Annotated in this window: 15 protein-coding genes and 1 pseudogene; 1 reads left to right on the top strand and 15 read right to left on the bottom strand. The window is 45.3% G+C overall.

Annotated elements, in window-relative coordinates; translation table 11 throughout:
• Positions 1–169: 169 nt before the first annotated feature.
• From C4S61_RS12700 to C4S61_RS12710, 3 genes are all read right to left on the bottom strand, one after another.
• The gene (locus C4S61_RS12700) at positions 170–1,288 is read right to left on the bottom strand and encodes a Gfo/Idh/MocA family protein (RefSeq protein ID WP_103925185.1); all 1,119 of its coding nucleotides are present in this window, start codon (positions 1,286–1,288) and stop codon (positions 170–172) included.
• Between the two features lie 204 nt (positions 1,289–1,492).
• A complete protein-coding gene (locus tag C4S61_RS12705; protein ID WP_103925186.1) occupies positions 1,493–2,353 on the bottom strand; it encodes a sugar phosphate isomerase/epimerase family protein in 861 nt (286 codons plus the stop codon).
• A 2-nt stretch (positions 2,354–2,355) separates the two neighbouring features.
• Positions 2,356–5,859 (bottom strand): PVC-type heme-binding CxxCH protein, encoded by a 3,504-nt coding sequence (locus C4S61_RS12710; protein WP_103925187.1) that lies wholly within the window; start codon positions 5,857–5,859, stop codon positions 2,356–2,358.
• 131 nt (positions 5,860–5,990) lie between these two features.
• Here C4S61_RS12710 and C4S61_RS12715 point away from each other — a divergent pair, with 131 nt between their 5' ends.
• Positions 5,991–6,872 carry an AraC family transcriptional regulator gene (locus tag C4S61_RS12715; protein WP_103925188.1) on the top strand — a complete coding sequence of 294 codons (882 nt, stop codon included), beginning with the start codon at positions 5,991–5,993 and terminating at the stop codon, positions 6,870–6,872.
• A gap of 6 nt (positions 6,873–6,878) precedes the next feature.
• Here C4S61_RS12715 and C4S61_RS12720 read toward each other — a convergent pair whose 3' ends face one another.
• From C4S61_RS12720 to C4S61_RS12775, 12 genes and pseudogenes are all read right to left on the bottom strand, one after another.
• On the bottom strand, positions 6,879–7,556 hold the full coding sequence (locus C4S61_RS12720) for a LytR/AlgR family response regulator transcription factor (protein WP_103925189.1): 678 nt from the start codon (positions 7,554–7,556) through the stop codon (positions 6,879–6,881).
• Positions 7,553–8,980 carry a sensor histidine kinase gene (locus C4S61_RS12725; RefSeq protein ID WP_146064397.1) on the bottom strand — a complete coding sequence of 476 codons (1,428 nt, stop codon included), beginning with the start codon at positions 8,978–8,980 and terminating at the stop codon, positions 7,553–7,555. Before C4S61_RS12725 ends, C4S61_RS12720 begins: the two co-directional genes overlap by 4 nt.
• 516 nt (positions 8,981–9,496) lie before the next feature.
• Positions 9,497–10,963: an SLC13 family permease gene (locus C4S61_RS12730; RefSeq protein ID WP_103925191.1), complete on the bottom strand. Its 1,467-nt coding sequence runs from the start codon at positions 10,961–10,963 to the stop codon at positions 9,497–9,499.
• 132 nt (positions 10,964–11,095) lie between these two features.
• A pseudogene (locus tag C4S61_RS12735) lies at positions 11,096–11,200 on the bottom strand (type II toxin-antitoxin system YoeB family toxin); the annotation flags it as partial.
• A gap of 197 nt (positions 11,201–11,397) precedes the next feature.
• Entirely contained in the window at positions 11,398–11,556 is a 159-nt protein-coding gene (locus C4S61_RS12740; protein ID WP_103925192.1) for a type II toxin-antitoxin system YoeB family toxin, read from the bottom strand.
• Positions 11,557–11,610: 54 nt separating this feature from the next.
• On the bottom strand, positions 11,611–13,629 hold the full coding sequence (locus tag C4S61_RS12745; RefSeq protein ID WP_103925193.1) for a M13 family metallopeptidase: 2,019 nt from the start codon (positions 13,627–13,629) through the stop codon (positions 11,611–11,613).
• Between the two features lie 77 nt (positions 13,630–13,706).
• A complete protein-coding gene (locus C4S61_RS12750; protein ID WP_103925194.1) occupies positions 13,707–15,335 on the bottom strand; it encodes a M1 family metallopeptidase in 1,629 nt (542 codons plus the stop codon).
• 62 nt (positions 15,336–15,397) lie between these two features.
• A complete protein-coding gene (locus tag C4S61_RS12755) occupies positions 15,398–16,411 on the bottom strand; it encodes a Gfo/Idh/MocA family protein (protein ID WP_103925195.1) in 1,014 nt (337 codons plus the stop codon).
• Positions 16,412–16,612: 201 nt separating this feature from the next.
• A complete protein-coding gene (locus tag C4S61_RS12760) occupies positions 16,613–17,950 on the bottom strand; it encodes a Gfo/Idh/MocA family protein (protein ID WP_103925196.1) in 1,338 nt (445 codons plus the stop codon).
• A 24-nt stretch (positions 17,951–17,974) separates the two neighbouring features.
• On the bottom strand, positions 17,975–19,123 hold the full coding sequence (gene nagA, locus C4S61_RS12765; RefSeq protein ID WP_103925197.1) for an N-acetylglucosamine-6-phosphate deacetylase: 1,149 nt from the start codon (positions 19,121–19,123) through the stop codon (positions 17,975–17,977).
• A complete protein-coding gene (locus C4S61_RS12770; RefSeq protein WP_103925198.1) occupies positions 19,108–20,433 on the bottom strand; it encodes a sugar MFS transporter in 1,326 nt (441 codons plus the stop codon). Before C4S61_RS12770 ends, nagA begins: the two co-directional genes overlap by 16 nt.
• A 189-nt stretch (positions 20,434–20,622) precedes the next feature.
• On the bottom strand, positions 20,623–21,363 hold the full coding sequence (locus C4S61_RS12775; protein ID WP_103925199.1) for a glucosamine-6-phosphate deaminase: 741 nt from the start codon (positions 21,361–21,363) through the stop codon (positions 20,623–20,625).
• Between the last annotated feature and the right edge of the window lie 53 nt (positions 21,364–21,416).

A 21,416-nucleotide genomic window follows, 5' to 3' on the forward strand; every position in this document is an offset into this window, starting at 1 on the left:
GTAGGAATGGGCTATGAATTTGGTGAAATGTTCTATTGCCAGATAGACGATTTCTACTAAAAGTAGCAATCACGATGCTACAGCAACAAATAATTCTATTTTTCAAAATAAAAATCTATAAAAAAGCGGTTAAAAAAAAAGCCCGAATTCGATTCCAGGCTTTTGAAAGTTACTTTTTGCTAATCGTGAAATCGGGGAGGTATTTGATTTTTCCGCCTTCCATCGCCGATTCGTGGGCCAAAATCCCCACACAGGTGATATTGGCAGATTGCCTTGCATCCGGATAGGGTGCACGACCCTCGGTCAGGGCATTCAAAAACTCGTTGACCAAGTGGGGATGCGATCCTCCGTGTCCCGATCCCTGAATGAAGGACAAGTGCTGATTCTCATCGCTATCATAGACACCCCGGGTGGTGAAGGAAGCAATTTCAGCCGGAAGCAAATGCGCATAATCCGGGATTTTGACTTTCTCAGGCACTTCTCCGGTATGAATCACGGAGTCCTCATGCTCGATCAGGGTCCACTCAAAGGACTTTTTGGAGCCATAGACATCGAAGCTTTCACGGTACTGTCTTGCCGTATTGAATAGGGAACGGGTCACTTCTGCAGCAAGATCAGAGTCTTTGAGCTTGATGTGGCAGGTCTCGATCGCGAATGGGGAACCGTACTTTGGAATCAGGTTTTCGTCGATTCGACCCGAACCCAGGCAAGAGACGTATTCCGCCTGTCCCTTGGGCAAAGCCAACACAGGCCCTACGCAGTGCGTCGCATAGTGCATGGGAGGGAGGCCTTCCCAATAGCCCGGCCAACCGGCCATTTCCTGCTGATGGGAAGCTCTCAGGAATTGGATTTTGCCCAATTCACCTTTCTCATACAGTTCCTTGACAAATAGAAATTCCCGGCTGTAGATCACCGTTTCCATCATCATGTAAGTCAATCCGGTTCGTTCCGTTTCCTCTACGATCGCCCGGCATTCCTCGACGGTCGTGGCCATCGGTACGGTACAGGCGACGTGTTTTCCTGCACGCAGGGCCTTCAGGGACTGTTCTGCATGATTTTGGATCGGGGTATTGATGTGAACTGCATCGATATTGGGGTCTTTTAGCAGCTCGTCATAGTCGGTGTAGACTTTTTCGATGCCGAAAGCTTTCCCGATTTCTTCCGCCTTTTCTTTGTTTCGCTGGCAAATCGCATACATGTTCGCCAAGGGGTGTTTTTGATAAATCGGGATGAATTCGGCTCCGAATCCCAGTCCGATGATGGCGATGTTGATTGGTTTTTTGCTCATGGGTAGATAGTGTTTTGGGTTTTTATAATACTTTGGAGCTTAGGAAGCAGGGGAGTTAGGAAGTAGAGAAGACCGGTGTCGGATGTCCGATGGATTTGTCACCCAGAGCACTTGAGAGACGAGAGTCTGGAAATCGAAGGGTTCTCGTACCGTCAGACTCCCGTCTGCCGGGTGCCCGGACTGACAAAAATTTGCGTGTTAGATTTATTCCCTCGCCCATTTTTTAAGGAACTCGAGCCCTTCTTTGGCAAAGCCATCCTGAGACGGGACCAAAGGTTTCCAGATGCATACCGCTCCGGCTAATTCTTTCACCTCAGGGGTAAAGCTTTCGATGGAAATCACCCCCTGGTAATTGATTGCTTCCAAGCCACGCTTCCATGCTGCCCAATTGGTCTGTCCGGTACCGGGAGTGCCTCGATAGTTTTCTGATACCTGCACGTGAATGAGTTTGTCCCCGACCGTTTTGATCGCATGTTCGATGCTGGGCTCCTCGATATTCATGTGAAAACCATCCAAAATCGCCTTGGCCTGTGGTTCGTTGATATCGGTGATCAATTGCATCAATTCATCGGCAGTATTGATCAGGTCGGTTTCAAAGCGGTTTAGGCTTTCGATCGCGATTTCCAAGCCGAATTCACCTGCACGGTGGCAAACTTTACGAAGGTTGGTGACCGCGCGATTCCATTCGATTTTCTTTTGCTCGGGCGAGATCAAGCGGGCTTTTCCCACGGCCGAATACATCGGGCCAGCCACAAATCCGGCTCCCAATTCAGCGGCGATTTCAAAGCAGGCATCGAGGTAGTCAAAGCAGGTTTGGTGAAAGGCCGGATCCTCATGGGTCAGGTCCCGACTCGTGCCGAAAGCGCCGCAGATAACGGGGCGGAGGTCATGATCCGCAAGTGCCTTCTTTACCAAATCCACGTCAACCAATGCGGGATCTTCCACAGGAATCTCCACCGCATCGTAGCCGTAGCTTTTGATTTTGGGAAAAAGGGTGACTGTTTCTTTATTGAAAGGCGAGGTCCAAAGCCAGGTACTGACTGCAAATGTTACATTCAATGCCATGATTACTCTACTTTCATGATTCCGTTCATGATTCTCCAGTGGCCCGGTACGGTACAGACGAATGGATACTCTCCGGGCTCAGTAGGGGCGGTAAAGACGATAGACTCCCGTCCCTCCGGATCCACCAGGAGGGTTGCGGCAATCACCTGAGGAATCTTAGGAACGTAATTTTGCTCGGCGCCTTTTGGATCACGGGCCAAAGCGTCCGCTGCTTCTCCGATGGCATCCATTGATCCTTTTTGACCGATCACCAGGTTGTGCTGCATGAAATCCGGGTTTTCGAAATCAATCGTAACCTGAGAACCTGCCTTCACGGTGAAGGTGGCCAGGGTGAATTTCATCTCATGGGGAATCACGCCCAATTTGATCAGCGTGGTGCCATTGGCCGAGGTAGTGGAACTGCCGACATCAGCCATCATTTGAATATCCGAGCCGGGTTTTTTCAGGGCAAGGGTTGATTTGTTGCTGATTCTGCCTGAAAACATCCAACCTCCTTCATATTTTCCAACTTGGTTCCTTGAGTCGTTTTGACCGACACGAACACGTCTGGGAGTCAGTTCTGCTGCGAAAAGTCCTTTGGTTTTAGCCTTTCCGATTTCTTCACCGTTGATCATCAAAGTCATGCTTCCATCCTCCACAAGTGTAGCATCGATGGTGAATTGCTCCTCAGGCAGTCCTTTTTTGGAACTGATCAGGGTGAGTTTTTCATCCTGAGCCACCGCAAAGTGAAGTTTGTCTTCAAAGATGTATAAGCTGTAGCCATTGGTGCCATTTCCATGGGCTATTAAAATTCCGTCCAGTGGGTTGTTGCCCTTGGAGACAATCATTCGGATGGCAATTTCCTTTCCGGCTACTTCCGGTGGGAAAAGAATGGAGTTTCTGGAATCCAGGGGATATTGCTCTGCCACCAAGCTTCGACTGATTCGATCTGCCAAGGACATTTCAGCTTCCCCTCCAGCCTGAAGGGCGGCTTTGTTGTCCCGTTTTGCAAACTCTGTAGGATGTGATAAAACAGCTGCGAATATCGCCTGCGGCAAATATGCATCGGTTCCATTGTCTGCTGCATCAGCCGATTTGACCAATTCCTTGGCCGCATCTTCATTGAATGGCATCTCCGACAAGGTCAGGAACGCATATTTCCGCGCATGAAGATCAGGATCGCTCAGGAGGTTGGAAGCCATAATAGCTTTCAGCGAAGTTTCGGTACGGGGAATAACCCGCAGGGCATTTTTTCTGACGGCTCCGGAGGGGTGACGAAGGGCCTTTTCCACCACTTGCTCCGCCTCTCTATTTTCTCCGTTCAGTTCACCCAGGCCATGCAAAGTCCAAAGGGCGTGGATCGCAGGCGCATTCAACCCGATCTCATCTACCGACTGATCTCCGATGATTTTATACAGTTCGGGCAGGACTTCTTTGTTTTTGGTCTCTACGATCAATCGCTGTGCGGTCAATCTCCAAAACATGTTTTCACTTTTCAAGGCAGAAATCAATTCGCTTGAACTTGCATCCTTCAGGTCAAAGGTTTGGGAATCTTCTCCGCCTTTGTAGACCAATCTGTAGATCCGTCCGTGCTTACTATCCCGGAGAGGGTTGATGTAGGCGTTTCCTGCGCCATTTTCAAAACCCCTCGGAGTGGGGTTGTGCTGAATGATAAAATTGTACCAATCGGCCACCCAAAGTGCGCCATCAGGCCCCACTTCGGCATGAACAGGGGAGAACCATTCGTCCGAACTTGCCAGAATATTAAATCCGTTTTTCTCCTTGAATCCCGAACCGTCCGGGTTGATGATTGCATTGTGAAGGACACGGCCTGTTGGCTCTGCCACGAAGGCGATTTTGTTCCAGTAGTTTTTGGGAAAGCTTCTTGCGGTGTAGAAATTATGCCCTGCAGCCGCAGTATAGCTTCCATGCCAGTCTACCTGTCTCAAGAAGGGAGTGAGGTGCGGCATATCATAGTGGGAATCGATGCCGTGAACCGTGTTGGCGGATCCTTGGAACACAGGACGCTTCAGGTAGTTATTTGCCATGGAAAAATACACACTGTGCTGTCCGTTGGCCGTGGAGATGAAGATTTCGAAGTCTTCGGTGAAACCCAATCCCCAGGTGTTGTTGGACGTATTTCCCAAATATTCCATGTTTTCACCACTGGGATCAAATCGGTACACGCCCTGTCCAAACTGGTGACTTACACCACTTACTTCGCCATTGAATCCTGAATAGCCCAATACGCCCCAGATTTTATTGTCAAATCCGTATTTCAGATTGGAGGGTCCGGCGTGGGTATCGCTTTTGCCCCAGCCTGTCATGATTACTTCTCTGACATCGGCTACGTTATCGCCATCGGTATCTTTCAAAAAGACAAAGTCAGGTGCCATGGAGATCAAAATCCCTCCATTTACAGCCATAATGGAGGTGGGAATATTCAGATTATCTGCGAAAACAGTCACTTTATCGGCCTTGCCATCACCGTCCGTGTCTTCGAGAATTTTGATTTTATCGCTTCCTCCTTCTTTTCTGACTTCATTTGGGTAGTCAGTGGTCTCGATTACGTAAAGTTTTCCACGCTCATCCCAAGCCATCGCCATAGGATTGATGATCATCGGCTCTGAGGCAAAAAGCTGCAATTCAAATCCAACAGGCACCTGAACCAATTTCATACTTTGCTCCGGCGTAAGCGGAAGCTGGTAGCGGGGAGCGGGGTCGCGTTTTTCGTAGTTTGGAATTTCTGCATCCTGAAATTCAGGAGTGGGAATCTCATAAGCAGCCAGAAGCTCATTGACTTGGTCACCGACGGCCCATAGGATACCGTTGGCTACGAGATTTTGGAATTCTTTCTTTTCCCAGGTTTTCTCATTGTGTCCATAGGCAGTGTAGAACACGCGGCCTTTGCCCTCATTTCTTACCCAGGTGTAAGGCTCTCTTTTGTCGCCTTCCACTCGCTCCATGAGAACATGCTTGTCAGGGTTTACCTTGGAATGAACGTAAGTTTCATCCCAAGTCTCAAATTCCTGAATTCCAGCCATCACCGGGTGATCGGCATCGATGATGTCGACTATGAAATCCCCCGTACCGTGACTGCTAAACTGTCCTCCGACAGCACTCACGAACCAGTCTGAATTTCTAAAACAAAAAGAAGCGGAATGAATGGGAATCAGTGCTTTTCCGCCCTGAATGTAATCCTTCAGCGCTTTCTCATGCTCAGGTGAGATCTCATCATAATTTGCATAGATCATCAAGCCGTCGTAATTGTTCAGCGTCACCTCATTCAGATCATTGATATCTGTCGTGTAGGTGAGGTTGATGCCTTTTTGGAAAAGGGGAGTTTCCAGATACATCATCAACTTCTCAGAGTTGTGATTTTCTTTTTCATGTCCCAAGACGAGGATTTCTACCCGTCGCGGTTCAGTCATGGAAAGGAAATTTTGTTTTTTACTGCAGGAAATAACTAAAGTGAGTGCAGTGACTAGCAGAAGGTAAAACCTTCGGTGTTTTTTTAAATTGGTCATGCTTTGGGCTTACAAATTTTTACTTGCTAATATCTTCTTTTAAAGCGAAGAAAAACTTACTGTTTTACCTTGATTTATGACTGTTTTTTATCAATTTGAAAATATATTTTGACCAAAAAGAGCAGAAATCAGTGAAAACCCCTTTGCAGAAATCCAGAATACCTGAAGGTAAAGCTTTTATTATCATAGAATTGATAGCACCTTTTTTCGATGTCAACTGGCATTTCCATTCGGAATATCAATTATTCACCGTATTGAAGGGTACAGGGACACGTTTCATAGGAGATCACATGCAAAACTTCAAGGAAGGAGATATGGTTTTGACAGGCCCTGATCTGCCACATCTCTGGAAAAATGACAAAACCTACCAGGATCCGGAGAATAAGAAAGGTGTCCATGGAGTGGTGATCTACTTTCCTGACAATTTTCTGCTTAACTCGGTTTTTCGGCTGGACGAATTTGAGATGATCGCTGCCATGCTCAAAAAATCGCTGCGTGGCATAGAGATAACCGGTAAAACCAATCAGGCAATACGGGAAATGATGATCGAATTATTGCATTTAAAGGGAGGGAACAGTATCATCCACCTATTGAAAATCCTTCAGGTAATTGCTGATTCTTCGGATTGTAAGCTTATCGCGGACGCTGCATATATCAATACGAATAAGGAGTCTGAAAAAGATCGGATGGGGCATGTCTATGAATATGTAATGCAAAATTACCAGGGAAAAGTAACCTTGGAGGAGGCAGCGCAAATCTCAAACTTATCCGTTTCAGCCTTTAGCCGGTTTTTCAAATCAAGAGTGAATAAGTCATTTTCTGATTTCCTGACAGACGTTAGGATTTCTCATGCCTGCAAACTTTTACATGAGACTAATCTCAATATCAGCGAGATATCCTATGACTGCGGATTTTACACGCTTTCCAACTTCAACAAGCTCTTTAAAGAGCGGATCAAAATGACCCCGATTCAATATCGTAGAGAGTTTCTTCAAACTTTTGCGGCAGGCTAACTCAAATCAGGCTTTGAGTTTTTCCGCTACCTGATCCAGGTAGGATGAACTTACCGGAACGGGGAATCCCTGAAGGTGGAGTTGGTGTTTTTCCACCTTGCTCACAAGATTCTTATTTGCCAGAAAAGACCGGTGCGTACGGATAAAGAAGGAGGGGAGCAGCTTCTCGATTTCTGACAGTGTCATTCTGCTCATGACTTTTTGGTCGGTCAATTGAAACGTCACGTAATTCCCCTGCGCCTCGCAGTACAGCAAATCAGAAAAATCAACCCGGATCTGCCCCTCACTGGTTTTGACAAAGAGGAAAGCCGGTTCATTTTTGGGTTGAAGCTCAATCCATTCCTGCGCTTTTTGGCAGGCTTTGAGAAAGCGGCTGAGATTAAACGGTTTGAGCAAATAGTCTAAGGCATCGAGTTCAAATCCCTTCACCGCATAATCCGAATAAGCTGTGGTGAAAATGACCACGGTCTCCTTGGGAAGGAGTGCCGCAAGGTCAATCCCCGAAATATCCGGCATATTTATATCCAAAAAAACCAGCTGAATTGACTCGTTCTTAAGGTATTCCAAGCCTGTGATAGGATTGGTAAAAGTGGCCTTTAGGTCCAAAAAAGGCACTTTGGAAGCGTGGGACTTGACCACTTCCAAGGCGTAGGATTCATCGTCAATGGCGATAGCCGAAATCATTTTGTGTTGATTTGGATGGAAAGATGAACAAAGAAATCGGTGTCATTGGCAATAATATTCAGTTGATGCCGATCCGGATAGACCAGCTGAAGCCGACTTTTTACGTTTTCCAAGCCGATTCCGGATTCTTCACGGGATTGCTCGGAAGCTGGCTTGTCAGGATGGACACTATTGACCAAGTCCAGGTGAACCGAACCGGCAATGCATCTCAAATTAAGCCGAATCCATGATTTTTCCTTCGATGAGATTCCATGTTTGAAGGCATTTTCCACAAAAGGAATCAGGAGCATGGGTGCGATCTCGCCGGCACATTGATTTTCGTTGATTTGGAATTCTGTTTCAAGATTTGCCTGAGCTCCAAACCGTAGCATCTGCAGATCGAGGTAATTTCGAAGGTAATTGATCTCCCGCGAAAGCGGGATTCTGGGCAGCTGATTCTCATGAAGCATGAAGCGCATCATGTCGCCAAGCTTCTGGATGCCGTCTGAGGTTTTTTCCGCATTTTCTATCAGCGAACTCGCATAGAGTGTATTCAGGGCATTGAAGAGAAAGTGCGGATTGATCTGGGAGCGAAGGAAGTCCATGCTGGCATTGCCTTGGTTTACCTGCGTAGAAAGTGAGGTGATCTGACCAATGTAGGAATCGTATTTTTTGAAAATCAGGGAAGTCAAGGGGAAAAAGATCAGCTGGATAAAAGCCACCGATCCCAAACCCCCGATCATAAAAATCTCTTCCTGATTATTTTCTGCAGAAATGATTAGGAATACCAAAAGGATTACCGCCATCAGGCTCCAATTGTACCACCTCGCTTGCTTGATTTTTCCGGCTTTTCTTTTCCCATAGACCAAATGGAAGTTGAAAAGACTGGCGATAAAAATGACCGGAAGGAAAAAAGCGAAAATAATCGCCGGACCGTGACTGGAAATAGGTTCAAGCTGGATCAGGCAGAACAGCGTGAAAAGGTATCCAATAATCAGTCTAATGATATTATAGAGTTGAAAATCCCGGACTTTGGGAGGGGTGAGGGCTTGGCTTAAAACATGTGCTGCCAACAGATAGCAGATATAAAGAACGATGGTTCCCAAATAGAAAGCCGGAAAAGGGGCTTTGATCAGGTCGGAATTGAAACCAAAGAGGGCGATAATTCCAAAGGAAATAATTCCTGTAAAAACCGTCCAGACGATAGATGGCCACTTGTTGATATCCTTTTCAAACTTGGGTATCAGCACCATGTGAATCAAGTGAAATGCACCATAAATGGCTGCCAGAATCAGCAATCGGCTCGAAAATCTAAAAATATCATAACCTGAATCACTGTGAAATGAAGGGCGGTGGCCAAACAGCACAAACAAAAATGCGGTCAATATCGCAGTGGTGACCATCCACCATTCGACTTGTCGAAAATCTAGACTTTTGGATTGCATGGTATAAAGTAAAGAGGAATTGGGGTGAGAGACTTTATTTGATTGTTGATAAAGAAAACTTCTCAGCCAAAAGCCAAAATCAGAGTATAGACAATCCCTGCTGCAATAAGGATGTGATAGGCTGTTTTTCGGTTCATTTCGGGCTGAGAAGATTTCAATTGTTGGTTTGGTTTTTAGGTTTTCTAAAACTTGAACCAAGATTAGGGCAGCTTCCAATGCTTATCAAAAAAATGTGACGGAATGGGTCGTTTGAGGGGTGGAAATGAAAGAGGATTTGAAATTTGAGATTTGTAATTTGAGATTTTGGGTAGACAGTAAACCATTCTGAATTTTTGAACTTCAGTGAGAAGAATAGAATTTCTTGACAAACTGAGTTATTTCGTTTGTCGGATTGTGCAAAAATTCTTGTAAGACTGAGCGAAGTCGAAGTCCGGTTTCGACTCCGCTTAACCTGACAGAGTCATTATTACTTAACCTGACACACATTTCAGCTTTCAGATATTAGCCTTCTGACTTTTAAAAAGGATATTTCTCCAGCTCAATTCCCCAAATCAAGGGGAGGATGAAATAGACCATCAGGGTGATCACAACAATGGAAACCAGATTTAGGCGGAAACCGGCCTTCACCATATCACGCATCTGAAGGTATCCCGAACCAAAAACCACAGCATTGGGAGGCGTGGCCACAGGAAGCATAAATGCGCAACTCGCCGCCAAAGTTGCCCCAATCATCAGTCCAAAGGGATGCAAATCGAGCTTGAGCGCAACGGAAGCCAATATCGGCAGCAACATCGAAGCTGTCGCCACGTTGGAAGTGACCTCGGTAAGGAAATTCACTGAGGCGACGATGATCAGCAGCAAAACAATAAAACCAATTCCGTCAATCGAAGAAAAACCACCACCGATCCACTCGGCAAGTCCTGTTTCTTTAAAGCCTTCGGCTAAAGCCAAACCGCCGCCAAAGAGAATCAAAACGCCCCAAGGAATCTTTTCGGCAGTTTTCCAGTCTAGAATCCGCTCGTTTTTTTGAGCCGAGGGAAGTATAAAAAGTAAAACAACTCCAACCAAGACGATGATGGTATCATCGATCTGAGGGAAAAGTTTTGCCAAAAGGAAACTTCGTGTGATCCATGCAAAACATACCAATCCAAAGACAGTCAAGACAATCTTTTCTTCAAAGCCCATGTTTCCAAGGGACTTTAGTTGATTTGAAATCACAGATTTGATATCGTCCAAATTCAGTCTTTTGGGTAAGGGGTTGGCACTTTTTACCAGATAATTCCAGCAATAGAACAGAAGGAGAAGCGCAAATGGAAACCCAAAAAGCATCCATTCATTGAATCCGATGGAATAATCATAGAGTTCTTTAACTACAGCTGCCAAAATCGCATTAGTAGGGGTTCCAATTAAAGTTGCCATGCCTCCGATTGAAGCAGAATAGGCGATTCCCAGCATGATATTCTTACCCAGGTTGGAAGCAATTCCTTCATTTTCGGGACCAAGTTGGGTTTTGAACTGATTCACAACCGCTAAACCAATCGGGAGCATCATCAGGGCAGTGGCCGAATTGGAGATCCACATGGAAAGAAATCCTGTGGCCAAAATAAATCCCAAGACAATCCGTCGAAGGTCTGTGCCCATGAGATTGATAATGTTCAGCGCAATGCGGCGATGTAGGTTCCATTTCTCAATTCCAGTAGCCAACAGAAATCCACCCATGTAAAGCAGGACCGTAGGATGCATGTAATTATCCGAGACCGATTCGATAGTCAGAATTCCCAGCAGTGGCATCAGAATCAACGGAAGGATCGCCGTAGCTGCAATAGGAATTGCTTCAGTGATCCACCAGATTGCCATCCAGCAAGCCAGTCCAAGCATGGCTTGTGAAGCTGGAGTTAAACCTGAAGAATGCACAAAAAAATAAATGAGCAGAAATGAAATCGGGCCGAAGATTAATCCAAAGCGGGAAAGCCAATTTGACATTTAGGAAGGAATAGTGGGTTGGTGGTTTGAATGAATGTGAAAGATAAAAAAGAATCCCGAAAGGACTTCGGGATTTTCTATTTAACATAATATAAATTATATAACAATAAAATAAATAAAATCAGCACGTTTTCAATAATGAAACCTCGCCAGCACAATTCTGAGCATCTTGTCTTCACCTGAGCCTTGTACCCGATAAACCAACCGATGTTCGCCAGTTATCCTTCTAGACCAATATCCTGCTAAATTTCATCTGTTTATAATTTGATATTTATTGGTCAGATGGAATCTCGCATGCATTATAATCATCCCAGTGTGTGACGATCTTCGTCATGCTCGATTTCATCTGTTTATAATTTTTTTTCAATGGTCAGATGGAATCTCGCATGCATTATAATCATTCCAGTGTGTGACGATCTTCGTCATGCTCGATTTCATCTGAGCGTTTCCGGTTTACCTTTTCCTTTAAATGGTGTTCGTTTGATTTTGTTGATCAACTCATTGATTTTTTCAAGGTCATCGGCATCGTGTACTTGACAATACAGATACTCCTCCCAGGCCTTGACCCTTTTTCCAAACAGGAGGAATTGCATTGTTAGAACTTTTCAACCTTACAACTTTACAACTTTACAACCATACAACCTTCCCTACCAAATCCTTATTCTTTCCTCTTCCGCCTTATAATTCTTTTCTCCAGGCTGCACATTAAATGCGGTATAGAAAGGATCAAAGTTCATCAGTGAGCCATTCACCCGCCAGATTGCCGGGGAATGGGAATTGGTCGTGACATAGTTGCGCATAAACTCATCCCGGGTTTTGACTCTCCAAATCCTGGCGATGGACAGACAAAAGCGCTGATTCGGTGTATAACCATCGATTTTGGAGGTGTCCTGACCTTGCTTGGTAAGCTTGAAAGCTTCGTAAGCAATGTAGAGCGCACCATTGTCTGCGGTGTTTTCACCGATGGTCATCGCACCTTTTAGCGGTATGCTATCCAAGACGGTAAATGAATCGTATCGCTCGGTCAGTTGCTGGGTTTTGGCCTTGAACTTGGCATAATCTTCTTCTGTCCACCAGTTTTTGACATTGCCGTCTTTGTCGTATTGGGCTCCCTGATCGTCAAAAGCATGGGTCAGTTCGTGGCCGATGACCATGCCGATGCCGCCATAATTGATCGCATCGTCCGCATGGAGATCAAAATATGGATATTGCAAGATGCCGGCAGGAAAGACGATTTCGTTGAGTGACGGATTGTAATAGGCCGTCACTGTGGAAGGCGTAGTCCCCCACTCGTCCTTGTTTGGTGCTTTGTTGAGTTTACCAGCTTGGTATTGATAGTCGTTTTCCATCAGTGCCACGACATTTTCAAAGTATTTTTCCCGATCGATCGTCACTGCGTCATACGTTCTCCAAACATCAGGATAACCCACCTTCTTTTTGATCGCATAAAGCTTTTCAATCGCTTTTGTCTTGGTGCTGTCGCTCATCCAGTCCAGTTGTTTGATGCGAGTTTCGAAGGCTTTCTGGAAGTTGTCTACGAGTTCAGAAATCCGCTTTTTGGCGTCCTCGTTGAAATATCGCTTCACGTAGAGTTGTCCCAGAGCAAAACCCAACTGGCGATCCACCTTGCTGACCATCTGCTGCGCTCGGGTGAGTTGCTTGGATTGCCCGAGAAGCACTTTTTCATATTCAAAACTCGCTGCTTCAAAGGGTTCGCTCAGGACATTGGCATAAGTCAAAAGCGAGTGAGCCTTTAAGTAAGTTTTCCAATCGACAAGGCTGTTAACATTAAGTTGCTTGTTGAGCTTTTCGTAATAGGCTGGCTGTCGTACATCTACCGAATCTGCCTTCAGGTTCAACTGAGTCAGCATTTTGCTCCAACCAATCGCTACCATTTTTGAATCCAGGTCAGTTACTGCCATTTTGTGGTAATTCTCCTTGACTACCCGGCGTTCAATTCGTGTTTTATGAGATTCAGCCAGGGATTTTTCAATTGCATAAACTGCATCAGCACTTTTTTGGGCTTCTTCGTGACTTGATCCAGTAAGTGAGAAAAGTGTAGCGAGGTAGGTTTTATAGGCGTTTTGAATTCCGAGAGTGGCAGAGTCGGTTTTGAAATAATAATCCCGATCCGGCAGTCCCAAACCAGACTGGCTGAAATGCAGGATGTTGATGCTGCTGTTTTCCTGATCTGGAGAAACATTCATTCCAATGATAGAATTGTTTCCCCTGCTAATTTGATTGGTTACAAAAGCCATCATTTCATCAAGATCCTCAATGCCGTCGATTTCGTCGAGAATGGGCTGAACAGGCTCATATCCACGGGCATTGATCACTTCTGTAGCCATTCCTGAGGCGTAGAAGTCTCCCACTTTCTGCTCATTGCTTCCCTTGGGATGAGTTTGAGCGGATACTTCCTCGAGGATATTTTCCAAAAGCTGCCGCTGTGGGATGTTCAAAAAGGTATATGACCCCACACCCACCTGATCGTCTGCAATCCTTGCCGTATCGTACCATCGGCCATTGACATGCATAAAGAAGTTGTCCCCGGGCTTGATTTCTGGATCAATTCCGGCCACATCTACGAACTGTCGGTTTTCAGTTTTTTCTGTCTGAGCTGTACAGGCTGCTAAAGCTAGGAAGGTGATTAGGATTTTATGATTCATTTTTGGAGGATGTAGTTAATGAAAATTAAAACAAAAATGGATGGTCAAAACACCCATCCATGGAATAAACTTCTGGCTTACCGAATTTTTAGTAAACCCACATAATAATCCGGATCAAGGGCCAGTTCTCCCTTAGTTTTTACTTTCAACTCAGACCAAGCTGTTCTAGCTTGAATTCTCTGTTTTTCTCCTTTAATCTCAACATCTACAGGCATGACGAAATGGGGTAAGCAGGAAGTCCATCGAAAATTAAGCGTTTGATCATCTGAGTAATAGTATTCGAGTATAGGTATTCTATGGTCTCTTAAATACTGGTCAAAAATCGGTTTGAGATCCATTCCAAAGGCCTGAGAAATGTAGCTTTCCACCTGCTGGGTGGTCACCGTTTGATGGTAAAACTCCTGATTTAAACCCCTTAGGATCAGTCTCCATTTTTCATCATCTTTCAAAATCTCCCGAAGGATATTAAGCAGGTTTCCTCCTTTGTAATACATATCGCCCGAACCCCGCTGATTGACTCCGTATGTACCGATAATCGGTCGATCGTTGGCGATATTCATTCGTGTACCGCGTACATATTCCTGTCCGGCTTCTTTTCCATAGTGATAGTCCAAAAAGAGGCTTTCAGAATAGTTGGTAAAGCTCTCGTGAATCCACATGTCTGCCACATCTTTGTAGGTGATGTTATTGGCAAACCACTCATGGCCAGCTTCATGTATGATGATAAAGTCAAACTTCAATCCCCAGCCGGTACCGCTCAAATCCCGGCCCCGATAGCCCATTAGGTAGCCGTTGCCGTAAGTCACCGAACTCTGATGTTCCATCCCCAGATAAGGCGCATCGACCAGTTTAAACCCGTCTTCATAAAACGGATATGGGCCAAACCAATGCTCAAAGGCCTTCATCATCCGTCCAGCATCCTGAAAATGGACTTTCGCCTTTTCCAAGTTTTCTCTCAGGACAAAATAATCCATATCCAAGGTGCCTTTTTCACCTTCATATTTCTCTCCAAAATGCACATAATCTCCGATGTTGATATTTACGCCATAATCGTTGATCGGATTGACCACAGACCAGTGATAGGTATTTTTTCCATTTCCCATTTCTATCTCCACCAATCGCCCATTGGAAACATCCATCAACCCAACCGGAACGGTCACACTGATTCTTAAGCTGTCAACTTCATCCGCCGGATGATCTTTAAGCGGCCACCAAATACTCGAACCGATACCCTGATTGGATGAGGCAATAAAATGTTTTCCGTTGCTGTCTTTTTGCCAGGTAATTCCCCCATCCCATGGAGGACGTATGGCTTCTTTGGGTTGGCCTTCGTAGCTCACAACCAATTCTTCTATACTTCCCGGAACTTGCTTTTTCTTCAGTGTCACAAAATGAGCAGCACCATCACGTTTGAAATCCAGCTGCTCTCCTTCCTGAAGGATCGAGGTAATTTTCAAAGGATCCTGCAGGTCAATTTGTAAAACTTGATATTCAGATAGAACTTTATATCGAATTTTATTTGAGCCTCTTATGGATTTTGTTTCAGGGAAAATTTCCACAGCCAAATGGTAGTGATTCAGATCCCACCAAGCTCGTTCGGGTGTGATACTTCCCCGTAAAGAATCGGCACGGGTGAAGGTTTGCTGAGCGAATAAAGAAGTGAAAGAAATAAGGAATAAAATGACAACATAATAAACTAACTTCATAGACTTAATTGTGAATAATCTTGAATCGGAGTCCAAAATAGGATTTTTTAATCCCTAAAGCATTATGAATTGAACTGGAAAATCTCCCTTAGCATAACCATCTCCCCACCTCTCCTTTTGCTTTCATCTGCCGCTTCCATAAAAGCATAAATTTCTAAGGTTTCGATAGGATCGATTGGCGATTTTTTGGTTCGGAAAAACTCGGCAATCTGAACTACCAAAGGTTCATACCCTTCAAAAGGTCCGAAAAAGAGGTTGCCATCTGTGCCAAATGCGGTTCCTCCATAATCATGCTTTCCAGATCGCATGCCTCTGAAAGTTCCGATACGACCGTCTTTCCAGGTTCCCACTACGACTTCCGCATCTGGAGTCGAAAAGCGTGTCACTGATTCACATCCCGCACCCATGGCGGTAAAGAGGATTTCCACCCCATGAATTCCATACCAAAACAGGTCCGGATGGCTGGGTTCGAGTGTCGCTGGGCTGAAAGCATCGCAGGCCAAGACTTCCCCAATTTTGTTTTCATGGCGGACGGCATGGACATTCTTTTGGTAGCGAAGCGAGGAACAGGAAAACATCGGTACTCCTGCAGCTTCTGCCTCTTGGTATATTTTCAGCGCATCAGCAAAAGAAGCTGCTACAGGCTTATCGATGAAAACCGGCTTTTTAGCTTTGAACACTGCTCGGGCCTGCTCCAAATGTGGTTTACCATCATTGGTTTCCAGAAGCACCACATCTACTTTTTGAAGCAGAGCCTCTATGGAATCGACAATTTCTACCCCTTGTTCTTTCACTTGATCGATATAGCCTGGAATTCGGTCCATACTGGATTTAATGTCGCGGCTGCCATAAGGATAGGCGGCCACGACGCGAAATCCCGCTAATTCAGGCTTGGGATTCTCGGCATTAAAAAGCTTGGTAAAGGCTGGAGCATGAGAGGTATCAAGGCCGATGATCCCGATCTTAATCGGATCGGATTGGATATTTCCAAGGAGTGAAAAAGGTAAAGAACTTAGGCTGGCAGCAGCTCCGAGAGCGGTGGTTTTCTTTATAAATGATCGACGGGATGATTTCATAACCTATTGAAATAAAGTTTTTTATATGTTTTTTGTTGATGTCAAATTTTGCTTTTTGAAAATACCGATCGTGCCTTTGGCACTCTTGAATAAATCGTTTTTCCATTTTCCCAGAATTGAATTCTGGGCTTATACAGGATGTGCCTTTGGCACTATTTGGTAACTTCTCCAATCTTTTGAAAGGACTCGTTTTCCATCCGGTTAGAGTTTAAGTTCCCAGCCTTTTTGGTATTCTCGATCCCAAAGCTTCATCGCTTCTTTATCATTCTTGATCTTTCCTGAACTTTGGTCAATTTCCAAAGCACTACCTGTTCGGTAGGAAATATTGCCCAAATGACACAGCAATACGCTTTTTTGAATTTCAGGGTAGGGTGAAATCTGACTCTCCCCTTTGTCGATCGCGTTGATGAAATTGGTAAAGTGAGCGATGTCCATGTCAAAGCCTGCGCCTCGCTGATCGACCACGGTATTGGTCGTGGGTTCAGCTGATTTTACTAGCTTGTTGGAGTTGTCGTAGATTTTGTAGGAGTTGTTCAGGAGTTCGAGTGTGCCGTTTTCGCCGTGGAAAGAGACTCCTGAACCCATGGCATTGATATCACGGGCATTGCAGCTACGACCTTCCCAAAGGATGGATTTTCCGTCAGCGAAGTTATATGTGGCTATCTGAGTATCCGGAGTTTCCCAATCGTCCTGAAAGTGATACCGTCCGCCGCCCGAATAGCATTTTTCGGGATAATCCACCTGCATTCCCCACCGGGCCAAATCCAAAAAGTGCACGCCGTTATTCACGATTTCTCCTGTGCCCCAGTGCCAGAACCAGTGCCAATTGTAATGAATCAGATTGTCTTTGAATTCTGCTCTTGGTGCCGGACCCTGCCAAAGTTCAAAATCCAGCCATTCCGGAACGGCAGCAGGCTTTCCATAACCGATAGATTTTCGAGTATTCGTGTACCAAGTTCGGGCATAATAGGCCCGACCGATGGCACCGGAATGAAGCTCTTTCATGGCTTCTTGCACTCTCGGCCAGGATCGGCGCTGATTGCCCATTTGGACAATTTTACCATACTTTTTGGTGGCTTCCACCAGGAGTTCCGACTCGGCAGGATTATGCGAACCGGGCTTTTCCAGATACACATGCTTGCCAGCCTGAAGCGCCATCAACGCTGCGGGAGTGTGCCAATGATCTGGCATGGCAATGGAAACTGCATCCAGCGTTTTGTCTTCCAAGGCTTTTCTAAAATCCACCAAACCTGTTGGGGCTGTTTTTACTCCTTCTTTCAAGGCCAAAGCGATTCCGTTTTCCCGCGCACGGGAATCTACATCGCAGATATAGGCGATTTCCACATTCGGGATTTTGGCAAAAGCCTGAATATGCTGACTTCCCCGACTGTTGACCCCAATCACAGCCACTCGATATTTGTCTTTTAGTGGGTATTGAGATAGGATATTGAAAGAAAAAGCGGAAGAGGCAGCACTGAGGCCCAATGCTCCGGTTGCGGCTGTTTTGATAAAATGACGGCGGTTGAGTTTGTTTTTCATGATGCGGTGGATTTCAAGTTTGGGTTAATCGAGCGGTATTTTTACTCCGTTTTTTAGGACTTTGAAAATTTTTAAAGTTTGGTCAGGGAGCTGTTCGGCTAAAATTAAATCCGCTTTTTGACCGAATTGAAATGGGTCAAAATGAGTATCAAAAAGCCTTTGAGGCCGAATGGATACCATTTGCCAAGCTTCGGGAAGAGCTACAAGCTTATTTTTGAGCAGAAAATTGACTCCTTGAAGGATATTCATGGCCGAACCTGCAAGCGTTTTGGGATTATCAAAAAGGTGAAGCTTTCCTTCTGCGGTCAAGGTCACTTTTCCTCCAACTGCCGCTTCATAATCTGCGGCAGGCATTCCCGCCAAAGCCACGGAATCACTCACCAGCATCAGTTTTTCGCCTTTCACTTTCTTAAACACCTGTATCACTTCAGCCGGAAGGTGAAATCCGTCCGCGATGATAGTGGCAGAAAGGTTTTCGGCAGCCAATTGAGACCAGAGGTAATTGGGATGACGGGCAATGATGCTGTGCATTCCATTTCCCAAGTGGGTGGAAAGCCTCGCTCCTGCTTTTACGGCTTCAGTGATTTGCGCGTGACTTGCATTGGTATGACCGATGGAAACCAAAATCCCTGATTCTACACATTTTTCGATGAAAGCAGCGCTTCCCTCCCATTCCGGAGAAAGCGTAATCATCCTAATCAGGCCTTCGCTTTCTTCCATCCACTTTTTGAATAATTCCCAATCCGGTGACTGAACAAATTCCCGATAATGCGCTCCTCTCGGTCCGTCTTCAGGGGAAATAAAAGGGCCTTCGATATGGATTCCCGTGGTACAGGAATTGGCCAATGGATCCATTTTGCGAAGCTGAACCACCTGCCGAATCAAGGCTGAAATCTTGTCCGGTGAATTGGTGATAATTGTTGGAAAATGGCTGGTAACGCCGACCTGAAGTAGTTTTCTGGATATTTGACCCAAAGCCAAAACATCACTTTGAATCGAATTATAATCCAAGCCACCATACCCATTCACTTGAATATCTGTGAAACCAGGGCCCATCCAAACATTTTCCGGACAGGTCTTAGCAGATGAAACAAACTTGATCTTTCCTTTAGAAAGAATTATTTCCAGTGGCTTTCCGTCTAAAAAAGATCTTCCCCTCAGGCAAGTTTCCATCTTCTGATTTTATGTCCATGAACTGCGTAAAACACCAAATACAGGTAGCAGGGAAAAAGCACCCAATAGGCCTGCTGCACGTCGACCGCGTCTGCCACGGCACCATAAGCAAGCGGCATGATCGCATTTCCGCAAAGGCCCATAATCATGATGGATGCACCGAGCTTCGTAAATCGACCTAACCCATCCAAAGCCAAGGGCCAAATTCCGGCCCAAACCAATGAATTGGCCAAGCCCAGCAGAACTACAAACCAAATCGACACATCAGTAGTGATACCCAATATGGTAACCTGACCCGAGGTAAAAATGATCAGCAGCGTGAATACCGTCCCTAAAAGCGTACAAACCCGCAGCACATTCACCTGAGAAATCACCTTGGGAATGAGGGAAATTCCAAACAGATATCCCAAAATCGTAAAAGCCAACGTGTAGGACGGAAAGACTTTGGCCTCCATCAATCCAATCCCAAGGGAGTTGGCGTAGGGAATGACCGTATCGATCGCGATAACCTGCGTGCCTACATGCAGGAAAATCGCAACTGCTCCCAATATCAAGTGAGGAAACTGGAAAATAGAGTTCTTGCCTGAATTGGCTTCAGCAACCTCAGCGGTTTCATGCTCGGTATCAATCTCCGGTAAAGGCGAATACCGCACAAAGATTCCCAAGGCCAAAAGCACGGTTCCGACCACAGAATAAGGCAAAATGACTCTTCGAATCAGTTCGTCCAAGGCGGCATCTTTCGCCTCTGGAGTCATGGTATCCAACTGTTGGAAAAGTTCATTATCCCCTACTCTCAGGATGACCGCAGCAAAGAGGATAGGCGCCAAAATTCCAGCTCCTTTGTTGAAAATGCCCATCACACTGATACGCTGGGCTGCATTTTCTTTTGGCCCCAGAACTGTGACATAGGGGTTAGCTGCGGTTTGAAGTACAGCCAAACCAGTTCCTAAAGTGAATAAGCCCAAAAGGAAAATTTCATACGTCCGATTCATCGCAGCAGGCACAAAAATGAAAGCACCCACAGCCATGGCAAAGAATCCGTACATCATCCCTTTCTTAAATCCCACTGCTTTGAGCAGATAGGAAGAAGGAACTGACATGACGAGGTAAGAAATGTAAAAAGCAAAAGCAACGAGATAGGAGTCAAAATTGCTAAGCGTGAAGGCGATTTTGAAATAAGGAATCAGGATCGCATTGACCCAGGAGACAAAGCCAAAAATGAAGAACAGCATCCCGATGATGCCGATGGAAATCCACGTATCCCGTTGGCTAAGCTGATCGGCACGAACCGCAGCGGTGGTTTTTGACATAGGCTGGTTTTGGGTTTAAAGCAAAAAGAAATCTGATTCAATTTCCCTTAGCCTTAAATACCAAATTTTATGTCATCCATCCAAAAATTTTCAGATCAATGGTTGGAAAGTATGGATGAAGCGGGTTTGTCCAGATAAATCCGACAATCCGGTCGCCTCCGTGAGTGTCCTCACTCACGAAACATTCATTTAAAGCTTATTAAGCAAAGATGAAGCAGGCCGATCCAAAAAGATCTGACAATCTTGATGCTCTTGTAAGATCGAAGCAGGATGAAGATTGGTGATTTCTCCTTGAAGACAGTCCTTGACCGCCTGTGCTTTTCTCAAATCAGGAACTGAACAAATGATGGATTTTGACTTCATGATTTGACGGATAGACATGCTGATGGCTTGGGTGGGTACCGCTTCCAAATTTGGAAACCAGCCCTCTCCTAGTTGCTGCATGCGGCAGGCATGATCCAAATTGACAACGAGGTAAGGTTTTTCTGTTTCAAAATCAGCCGGAGGATCATTGAAAGCTAGATGACCGTTTTCCCCGATTCCCACAAAAGCCACGTCAATCGGATGTTTTTGAATCAAGGTCGAAAGTCGCTCGCATTCCTTTTCGGGATCATATTCTCCATCGATTAAATGATAGGCTTTCAACTGAGGAATAGGATTGAAAAACCTTTCCAACAAATATTTCCGAAAACTCGCCGGATGAGTAATAGGAAGCCCGATGTATTCATCCAAATGAAACACCGTCACCTTACTCCAATCGATGTCTTTTTCGGTCAAAAGTTGCTTTAGTGTTTCGAACTGACTGGTCCCGGTGGCCAAAATGATATTGGCAAAACCTTGGGTTTGAATGGCCTTTCGGATCAATTCGGCTCCGGTTTTTCCGGCTTTTTGACCTAGTTCTGCTGGGTTTTGATAAATAGAAAGATTCATGGAGTCAGGGTATATTTCGGGTCAAAGTACCTTTTCTATTCAGTTTTGGCAAC

This window comes from Algoriphagus boritolerans DSM 17298 = JCM 18970, assembly GCF_900108085.1.
GTDB classification, from domain to species: Bacteria; Bacteroidota; Bacteroidia; order Cytophagales; family Cyclobacteriaceae; genus Algoriphagus; species Algoriphagus boritolerans.